The sequence below is a fragment of the Marinagarivorans sp. genome (genome assembly GCF_982758155.1).
The window spans coordinates 1-9,330 of the sequence record NZ_CEXWTU010000199.1 but is presented as its reverse complement, the minus strand read 5'-3'; the positions used below and the strand labels follow the sequence as shown (position 1 = coordinate 9,330).

General features: G+C 46.7%; 8 protein-coding genes. 4 read left to right on the top strand and 4 right to left on the bottom strand.

All coding sequences use genetic code 11. From position 1 onward, the window contains the following. Positions 1 to 371 precede the first annotated feature (371 nt). On the bottom strand, positions 372 to 1,292 hold the full coding sequence (locus AC3A8L_RS16940) for a LysR family transcriptional regulator (protein ID WP_487963455.1): 921 nt from the start codon (positions 1,290 to 1,292) through the stop codon (positions 372 to 374). A 172-nt stretch (positions 1,293 to 1,464) separates the two neighbouring features. Between AC3A8L_RS16940 and AC3A8L_RS16935 the strand changes: the two genes are divergently transcribed. The 3 genes from AC3A8L_RS16935 to AC3A8L_RS16925 all read left to right on the top strand — a co-directional run bounded on the left by AC3A8L_RS16935 (position 1,465) and on the right by AC3A8L_RS16925 (position 4,389). Continuing rightward, entirely contained in the window at positions 1,465 to 2,019 is a 555-nt protein-coding gene (locus tag AC3A8L_RS16935) for a carboxymuconolactone decarboxylase family protein (RefSeq protein ID WP_487963454.1), read from the top strand. Between the two features lie 293 nt (positions 2,020 to 2,312). After that, on the top strand, positions 2,313 to 3,875 hold the full coding sequence (locus tag AC3A8L_RS16930) for a pyridoxamine 5'-phosphate oxidase family protein (RefSeq protein ID WP_487963453.1): 1,563 nt from the start codon (positions 2,313 to 2,315) through the stop codon (positions 3,873 to 3,875). Positions 3,876 to 3,912: 37 nt separating this feature from the next. Then, positions 3,913 to 4,389 (top strand): nuclear transport factor 2 family protein, encoded by a 477-nt coding sequence (locus AC3A8L_RS16925; protein WP_487963452.1) that lies wholly within the window; start codon positions 3,913 to 3,915, stop codon positions 4,387 to 4,389. A gap of 192 nt (positions 4,390 to 4,581) precedes the next feature. Here AC3A8L_RS16925 and AC3A8L_RS16920 read toward each other — a convergent pair whose 3' ends face one another. Further along, positions 4,582 to 5,364, bottom strand: a complete 783-nt coding sequence (locus tag AC3A8L_RS16920; protein ID WP_487963451.1) for a DUF2306 domain-containing protein — start codon at positions 5,362 to 5,364, stop codon at positions 4,582 to 4,584. A 152-nt stretch (positions 5,365 to 5,516) separates the two neighbouring features. Here AC3A8L_RS16920 and AC3A8L_RS16915 point away from each other — a divergent pair, with 152 nt between their 5' ends. Continuing rightward, positions 5,517 to 6,557 (top strand): AraC family transcriptional regulator, encoded by a 1,041-nt coding sequence (locus tag AC3A8L_RS16915; protein ID WP_487963450.1) that lies wholly within the window; start codon positions 5,517 to 5,519, stop codon positions 6,555 to 6,557. Between the two features lie 531 nt (positions 6,558 to 7,088). Here the strand turns inward: AC3A8L_RS16915 and AC3A8L_RS16910 are convergent. Next, positions 7,089 to 7,229, bottom strand: a complete 141-nt coding sequence (locus tag AC3A8L_RS16910) for a hypothetical protein (RefSeq protein WP_487963449.1) — start codon at positions 7,227 to 7,229, stop codon at positions 7,089 to 7,091. A 217-nt stretch (positions 7,230 to 7,446) separates the two neighbouring features. Continuing rightward, positions 7,447 to 9,330, bottom strand: a 1,884-nt coding sequence (locus tag AC3A8L_RS16905) for an integrin alpha (protein ID WP_487963448.1), incomplete at its 5' end; no start/stop codon positions are given.

Sequence of the window (9,330 nt, the reverse complement as noted above, 5' to 3'; positions counted from 1 at the left end):
GGTGCTTGCTTGGCGAGGCGAAAATATGGCGTAATAGCCGGCTATTGAAAATATTTTTAACGAAGGCAAACGTGCACCTAGGAATTCAAAAACGGAAAGTTATTTCATGCACGTCCCTTATGGTTTGGTCGTTAGTTTTTTTAATCTCAAAAACAAATTATATTGATAACCCCTATACATCATTGTTATTGCGTATAAGCCATTTGAATTGTTGCCTTCTAACACGTTAAAACTCTTCGCTAAAACTTTTATTTATCTATTTATCTATTTATCTACTTATCTGCACGCAATAATCTGTAGTTAGAGGTTTTTATAATGGTTAATAGTTAATGGGGTTAATTTTTATGTTTGAGTGGAATTGCGGATGGGCATTAGTTTAATGCTTTGTGCTGCATCAGGTTGGCCGCCAGCAGGTCAACAAACGCGCGAATTTTCACCGCCGAATTGCGACCTTCTCTATGCACAACGTGCACAGGCTTTGCAGCGGTTTCATAGTTCTCTAACACCACTTTCAACTGCCCAGATGCAAGTTCTTTCGCGATTTGATAGGACAGTACTCGTGTAATTCCAAAGCCTTGAATGGCTGCCTGAATCGCGGCATCGTTAGTTGTGACGGTTAACCGAGGTTTTAGCGGCAGCACTTTGTATTTACTTTTTTTGTCGATGTGTTCCTCTGCGATGGGAAAGCGCCAGTCGATGCTGCCGCTTCCAGCTTTGGACGCGATAATCGTATGTTTTTGCAAGTCGTCAGGGTTTTGGGGTATCCCGTTTTTTGCAAGATACTCAGGCGCCGCGCATAGAACCTGCCGCACGGAGCCAATGCGCTTGGCGCGCATGCTGGAATCGGGTAGCTCGCCGATGCGAACGCCGACATCTATGCCCTCCTCAAGTAAGTTGACTACTCGGTCTAAAAATATCGCATCTACTTGCATTTTTGGGTATTTTTTTAGGTAGTCGACGATACCCTCGGTGACAAATAGGCGCCCAAATAATACCGGGGCAGTTACCACCAAGTGGCCTTGCGGTTCAGAATTAATGCCCGTAGCGGTTTGGTCTGCAGTGTCTACTTCAGCAAGAATACGTTTAGCATCGTCTAAATAGCGCAAGCCGATTTCGGTTGCGCGCACATAGCGGGTTGTGCGGTTAAGAAGCTTAACACCCAGTTGATCTTCTAAGCTGGCGACGGCTCGTGTTACAGCGGGAGGGGACATGTTCAGCCGCCTAGCGGCTGCCGCAAAGCCTCGCTCTTCGGCCACAGCAACATAAACAGTGAGTAGATGAAATTTGTCCATAGGTAATCCCGATTGTTCCACTTGGCGCAATAATAAATTACATTCTATGCTTATTCTTCTTTCGCGGGAAGTTTGGCAAAGTACGCTCAGTGGCATGGCAAGCAGTAAACCATGCGCTTAATTGTTCACTGCAGCATTCGCTGCACGCGTTAATTTAACTGAGGAAGACGATATGAGCCGCATTCAAGTCATTGATCAACACAACGCCAATACCGAACAGCAAGAGTTGTTAAACGCTATCCAGGGCCAGCTTGGCATGGTGCCAAATTTTTTAAAAGTATTCGCGAACTCGCCTAGCGCTTTGCGTGCTTTTTTAGGCCTGCACGGCATTGCCGGTGAGGGCAGTTTAGATCCCGCCACACGTGAGCGAATAGCGCTAACGGTTGCGCAGCAGAACGAGTGCCAATACTGCGTATCTGCACATACCGCAATCGGTAAAAAAGCAGGACTAAACGGTGCAGAAATTGAAGCCAACCGTGCAGGCACCAGTCAAGACGCTAAAGCCGCAGTTGCAGTGAAGTTTGCGCAAGCGTTGACAGAGCACAATGGCGACGTTACCTCAGAAGAGCTAGCGGAAGTTCGAGCAGCGGGTTACAGCGAGTCCGATATTGTCGAAATTATTACGCATGTTGGTATGAACGTATTGACCAATATTTTAGGAAAGGCGAGCCAAGTAGAAATCGACTTTCCAAAGATCGAGTTAGACCTTAGTCGCGACGCGGCTTAGGAACGAGGAAACAATATTTCATCCACTAATTCTTGATGTCGACCTCCTTATCTTCGTTGCTCAAAGCGTTACATGCCCCGGCATGCGCCCCTTTAAGCGCCTCGATAAGAAAGTCGACCTCTTCGCCTAATTGGACAAACTATTATTACCTCGTCCCTTAAGCGTTAGAGCGTTTAAAAAGTGAGATACCGGCAGGTGCTGGTATCTCACTTTTTAATCAAATTTTTAACACCCCTACACGCACCATTATGTGTGTATTAACTAAATTTGTGTATTAACTCGAGACGTCTGATATGGGCCATAAATATGCAAACCTCATGTTTACCGATGCGGTCAAAGCAATACAAAGCGAAAAACGCAGTCGTGAAAATTATGCGCGCATGGAAGAGGGCGACGATTTCAACTATTTATTAAGCGAATTCGAAGCTGAATTTATCAGCGAGCGCGATAGTGTTTACATGGCAAGTGTCAGTGAAACAGGTTGGCCCTATGTTCAACACCGAGGTGGGCCGGCAGGTTTTATGAAGGTGCTTGATGCAAAAACGCTAGGTTTCGCCGATTTTAGTGGCAACCGGCAGTACATAAGCACCGGCAATATTAGCCACAATAATCGGGTGTCGCTATTTTTTATGGATTACCCTAATCGCCGGCGCTTAAAGCTTATAGGCCGAGTTGAGGTGATTGAGGCGGCTCAGCATGAGCTTTTCAGCCAGCTCAAACTCGATCATTACCGCGCTAAGATAGAGCGCGGTTTTATTATTCATATTGAAGCCTTTGACTGGAATTGTCCGCAGCATATTACACCCAGATATACCGAAGATGATGTGAATACCATGGTTGAGCAACGCCTCTCAGAATTGGGCCAGCAAGCGTCAACAATCAATGAGCCTAAAGTAATGGGCGCGGGGCCGCTGGGGCTTGTTATTACGGGTATCCGACAGTTAACGCCGCAAATAAGAGCGTATGAGTTACGCAGTGCGAATCAGGATGCTTTGCCGCAAGTTACCGCAGGATCACACTTGGAAGTCCTCGTTATTCTAGATGATGGCAGCTCAGTTTTGAGGCATTACTCGATTTGTTCAAACCCGGCGCGACGTGACATTTACGAAATTGCTGTGCTCAATAAAGAGCAAGGTTTAGGAGGCTCATCAGCTATACATCAGCAGTATCAGCTTGGTATGCGCCTAAACTGCCCAGTGCCCGCTAATTATTTTGAGACGGAGCTAGAGCCAAAGCAGCCCGTTATCCTGCTAGCGGGCGGTATTGGTATTACACCGATGAAAGCGATTGCTCAAAGCCTTGCCGAAAGAGGGCATGCTTTTCATCTCCACTATGCGGGGCGCAGTCAGGCAGACATGGCGTTTTTCGATAGGCTGCAACGTGCCTTCGGTGAAAATATGACTTTATACCCTGCTAACGAAGGTAAGCGATTGAGCATACGTGGGGTAATGCAGAACGCAGCAAGCGATACGGTTTTTTACGCCTGTGGCCCGGCAGGTTTATTGCGGGAGATCAGCGAGCTTGCAGAAGACCTATCCATTACCGCGGACCGCATTCGATTCGAGCGCTTTAGCCCGGAGCGTGGAACTAATGATCACGCTATAACCGTAACCTTAGCGGGCACGGGGAAAATAATCGAAGTCGGCGCGCAGCAAAGCATACTGGATGCACTGATCGACGAGGGCTTAGCCCCCCTTTATAGCTGTAAAACAGGGCAGTGCAAAACCTGTGTCGTTGAGCTGATCGAAGGCGAGCCGGACCATCGCGACACGGCCCTTCAAGAGGCCGAAAAGACAACGCAGTTTTGTCCTTGTGTGTCGCGCGCAAAAACGAAGCACTTAACGCTTAAAATATAACGACTTTATCGATTAATTTAAAACCGAGGATGCGAAAATGAATAATACAGAAGCTCGCCCACCTTTCCCGCCGTTTAGTTTTGATGATGCTGTTACCAAAGCGCGCAAGGCAGAAGACGCTTGGAATAATCAAAATCCAGCGGCAATTGCTCTGGCGTATACACCCAATTCGAAGTGGAGAAATCGAGTCGAATTTCCTCTGGGTCGCAGTGAAATTGTCGACTTTCTAAAAGGTAAGTGGGAGAGGGAGTTAGAGTATCGACTGATAAAAGAAGTATGGTGCCACGACGCGAATCGAATCGCCGTGCGTTTTGCCTATGAGTGGCACGATGCAAGCGGCCAATGGTTTCGCTCTTATGGTAACGAAAACTGGGAGTTTGACGAACAAGGCTTGATGGCTTATCGATATGCGAGTATTAATGACCTAGCCATAGACGAGGCCGATAGAAAATTTCATTGGGCGCTGGGACCACGCCCCGCAGACCACCCCGGTTTAACCGAGCTAGGACTTTAGGGGCGAGGAAATAAGACATTAGGACCGAGGAAAAAATACTTTATCCAATAATACTTATCTCCTGCCTCCTCAACAGCGTTACATGCCTCGGTAACTGCTCCGCGTTACCCTACGACCTATGTTCTATAGGCCCCCTCGTCTAACTGGACAAACTATTATTGCCCCGACCCTAAGACCTCGCCTCTATAATATTTACAGGTATGGCAGCCACATTATAAAAACCGTACCGAAAATACCCAGTGCCATTATTGCCGTCATTAAAAATATAATGCTGCTACTCATAACTTTGAACTTTATGGATGTGCTGCTTTGGGCTCTAAAATAAAGTTCTAGGCAGGCGAGGGGGAGCAGGTAGCTGCCGAAGGCGATGGCGATATCGGCGGGGCCTGAAAGGGTTTGGTTCATTCCACGCGGCGCTTGGTTTATTAGGATCCACGCCATAATGCCCACACGGAAAAACCAAACACCATTAACGACAAGAAATGCGCGCAGTGCCCAGCGTCGGTGTAAGCCTATTTGCCGCCGGCGTGCGTGATGAAGTGCCTTAGCGCAGCAAAGCAATATAAGTAGAGCGCCCAACACGCCAAAAAAAGAAGAAATGGTGGATAGGGTGGCCCCTCTTACCCCGATCATCCACAAGCCGCCCAGTGCTAAAAATACCGCAAGTAAGATAAAAATACGCCCGTTCCAATGGTGGAGCTTGGGCCATTTTTGACGAATTTTAGGTATCAGCTGTATCAGGCCTGCAAGGGTAATAACGGCACCCAATAATACGTGCAGTGCAAACATAAGGTTGCCGTGGGTGTCGCCAGCCACATAACCCATAATGAGTGGTTTATCGTTCCATGCTGCGAAGTTGCCCGCTACTATCTTGATGCCGTAATAGGTCACGATAAAAGCGATAAAGGCTAACTGGCCAGCGGCCGCAGTGGTACACCACAGCTTCGCACTTAGGTTTAGCAGTTTTTGAGACATGGTAGGTTCCTGTAGAATATTTGAACGCCATGCTCTGCATTTAGCCTTTTGAAGTCTTCTCGATTTGGAAATCGGTTAGATTTTCAGGTTAAATAGTTGTTTTTAAAATCAATGTGATGATTTATTGTTCGAAATATAAAGGATCCCTTTCTGTGAATATTCACACAGCCGCGCGAGATACAATTTCGTCAACGCCTTTAAAGCGCTTATCGCTCAAAGTAGTAGCACCTTTGACGCTCTACTGGCTGCTGTTTTCGGTATCCATCTTTGCGTTTACACTCAATTATTTTGTGCAAGCCTGGTTACCGTTATTAGGAGTGATTTTGGGGATTATGGGTTGCGTGAGTTGTGGCTTGAGCTGGCTACTTGTCCGCGAGCTATTCAGTAATGCAACGCCCCGCGCGCATTGGCCGCTGTATATTGTGGGGGCATTGTTTGTATTCTCTGCGTTGCTGATAGTGGCGGAATCGTTTAGTGACGTGGTTAGCGGGAGTGACTTTGCTGCATTTTATCGCCAAGTTATTACGCTGTTAAGCTCTACCGTTTTGTTGCTGCCATTGGTCGAGGCTCTAGAAGGCTATCGTCGACTAGAGAGCAAGCGTGAGCAACACTTTCGGCTTATATTTTTGGTGGGGTACATCTTTTTACTGGCTTCATCTATTGTCGCAACATTACCCGCATTTGAGCAAGCACAAGGTGGTGCGAAAGCTTCATTGGCTGCGTTTGCATTAGTGGGTGCCGGGTTAGCTGTTGGGTATCGCAGGCTTCACCCTCTAGAGGCCACGATTATTTCGCGTAAATCACACCGTGGTACGTCTGCCACGACAAGTGATCCGGCAGTAACCGCCAAGCTTCGCGAGCAATTAGATGAGCACAAAGTTTTTTTAAATACAGAGCTTAAAGTGGCAGACTTGGCGCTATTAATGGCCGAGCAGGAATACAAAGTCACGCAATCGATTACCGGCGCTTTAGGCTACCGTAACTTCAATCACATGCTGAATAGCTACCGTATCGAGCAAGCAAAAAAACTATTAACCTCCCCCGAGTATGCAAGCCGTGCCATTTTGGTGATTGCGATGGATTGTGGTTTTGGTTCAATCGGACCGTTTAATCGTGCGTTTAAAGAGTTAGTCGGTGCAACGCCAAGTGCCTATCGCAAGGAGCAATTGAGTATTTATAATGCCGCTTCTTAAGGGCTAGTATTTCGTAAAAAAACCGATTGAATGCACGCGCGTGATAAAAATGATTTATCACCAATAGGTGGCCACACATTTTTACTGCACCCCTTTTACTTTACAACAGGAGCACGCATATTTTTGACTTTCAACTGCGTTTTTTAGGTTTAAGGAAGCGGGCTCGGAAGGTTTATGCGAAAACATACTCCCATTAATCTAAACCGATAGTGGGGGGCTTTTAGACGGAGGAGTTTTGGTGGGACGTGGTGGGGCCGTTTTTATAATTGGCTGATTATTTTATCAGTCGAGGTTGGTTCGGTTTTGTTAGTGCATTCAATTATTTAAGCGTTAGGAGGGGTATTAAAACCCTTATTTTAGCTGGCGCTAAAGTAAGGGTAGTTGGGCATCAAGTAAAAACTGAAAATGAATTTTTAGTCAATTCTTCCAGACTTTGTTGGTGGCTAGCCCGTAGTTGTCATTAAGCCAACCAACGCGATACGGTTAAAGCGCCTGCCCATCTAAAACATATTGGTTCTCACCTCGCCCTTGTTATATACCGTGGAGTAAGGCTTTGGCGTTACGTTCATGTCGCAGAGCATCCACAGAATAATTATTACCCGGTGGATGGCAGTGCGGTGGCTTTAGTGGCCAGCCAACTTCTTGTATTTTTGATTGCACTTTTGGACTCATACCTAGAGTTCACCAAGGGTGAAATCCAGATCTTGGTCAAAAAAGTGAATTCATACTATATATACAGGCTTAAACCGATTTCTTGCCATTTCTTAATGCAACTGTAAGGATGACTTACCCTGAATTAATATCCCCCCTCAATGCCATTCAGCTCATGTCTTTGAGCACAACTAAAAACGGCCCTAAAAAGGGCCGTTTAAAAAAGGTTGCATTTAAATTAATTCAAACTGGCCCCGTAGATTACGTAGCCACGCCCCTCTCTACCATCTTCAGTCAATGAATATCTAGGCGCACCAACGAAGATGTCATCCTTACCATCACCATTAATATCACCTATAGATGATACAAAACTCCCTGTAGCGCTGCCCCCTTGCGCGCTAAGAATCTCAAAACCTTGATCCGCCTCTAATGAGTCAAGATTGATTACCTTTGGCCAGTCTGCATTGGGGTTGAGTAATATGTAAGCCTTACCAGCATTACTCTCTGCACGGGGGGCCCCAATTAAAAGGTCTGGGTAGCCGTTACCATCAAAATCACCAGCACCCGTAACGGCCAGGCCAGCTGCCTCGCCATTAGTTGCGCCATGAATCGAAAAACCTTGAGTGTGGTGTAACGCATCAACATTTACCACTACCTCGGAATCTCCGAGTGCTTCGTCACCATATATTACATACGATGATCCCGTATTATTCCCCCCGACTCTATCGCCAATAATAATATCGTCTACCCCATCACTATTAATATCTCCCAAGGCGCTCATGGAGATACCTAAATGCCTAAACAGTGGTGCCTTGATGGTTAAGTCAGCTTGAGATACGGGTAAGGTACCATCCGTATTGACGTCATCATTGCCGAGGAATATATAGACCTCTGGACGATACATATTACTAAGGTAACCCTTAGAGCTCAGCATGAAATCAGCAAAGCCGTCATTATTAATATCCCCCGCAGCACTTACAAGCACATCGTAGTTGAGGCTCCCGGTGATACGTTGCGTGCTACTGTCTATTTGCGTCACTCCATAGCTATTTTTCTCGCCGGGTTGAAAGCCAAACACTAGATAAGCATGGCCGCTCTCATCGTTGACTCCGGTCACAGGATTAAAAACCGACTCGGCTGCAGAAATAAGTATGTCATCACCTGAGCTACCATTTACATTACCCACCCCGACCACGCGTGGTGTATTAAGGTAAGTACCTGGAATATCGGTGATAATAAATGCCTCTTCTGCGGTTAGCAGGGAAAGGTCAACCAGGGCAGGCCAGGGCTTGCCTGCTTCCCGGCCATATACAATGAAAACCTCGGCTTGATGCACAATAGCCGCATCGCCTTTACGTTTTGCAGTAATAGCAATATCACTAATACCGTCGTCATTAAAATCTCCAGCGCTTGATACATAGTGCTTATCATGCGTGCGAACCGTACCACTGGTACCGTTGCTCAAGCTCCAGCGAGATGCAGCGATAAAACCATTGGAGCCATCGAGTTCAGTGAGTTTTATATCCTCTGGTGCGCCAGTTTGAGTACCAAAAATAATATAGCTCACACCATTTAAAGTCCCTGACCTCCAAGGATCTTCGTGTTGGCTGCCAATGATGAAATCGTCGATACCGTCGCCATTAATATCCCCGATGGCAGCCGCACTGTAACCTAAGCTATAGCGAGCCGTGCCGATTGGCTGCAGTCCAATTCCTAGGTCAGAAGTTAATTTATCGAGGTTTAAGTCATTATTGATCTCCCAGCGATCTGCGTCCTCTGGATAAGCGTCATTGGCGTTGTTCACACCATCACCATCATCATCCAATTGGCTATTGCCACAACCATTAGCATCAACACTGGTATCGGTTGTGTCGGAGCACTGGTCGATGTTGTCGTTAACACCATCGCGATCGGTATCTAAATCACGGGGGTCGGTGCCGGATAAGAATTCTTGACGGTTGGTGAGACCGTCAAAATCATTATCGAAGGAAGCATCGATTGGATTGAAGTCATCCAGCCCGTACTGCTGCTCCCACACTTCGGGCATGCCGTCGTTATCCCAATCATAGCCATACAGTGGGTTTAACGGCGCCATGTCATCACCATCTGGAACCGCATCAAA